Here is a 302-nt window from a genome sequence, read left to right on the forward strand (position 1 = left end):
CCCCCCCCCCCCCCCCCCCCCCCCCCCCCCCCCCCCCCCCCCCCCCCCCCCCCCCCCCCCCCCCCCCCCCCCCCCCCCCCCCCCCCCCCCCCCCCCCCCCCCCTTTTCACGCAGAAGACGGCATACGCGATCGCGCCTAGAGTCTCGTGGGCTCGGAGATGTGTATAAGAGACAGGTGCAGGCCGAGATCGACACCGCGCTCGGCCGCGCTGAGCCGCTCGTCGGCATCGAGCGCTTCGCATTCTACGATCAGGCGCGGCGGGCTTTCGCGGTGGTACAGGTCGGCGATCCCCGTCCCTATG

Annotated in this window: 1 protein-coding gene; it reads left to right on the forward strand. The window is 76.2% G+C overall.

What is annotated here, in order from left to right:
* Window positions 1–175 precede the first annotated feature (175 nt).
* Window positions 176–302, forward strand: a 127-nt coding sequence (locus JHD80_RS29345; RefSeq protein WP_349237363.1) for an RbsD/FucU domain-containing protein, incomplete at its 3' end; no start/stop codon positions are given.

Origin of the sequence: Allobosea sp. ASV33, assembly GCF_016428755.1 — a bacterium.
GTDB lineage: Bacteria > Pseudomonadota > Alphaproteobacteria > Rhizobiales > Beijerinckiaceae > Allobosea.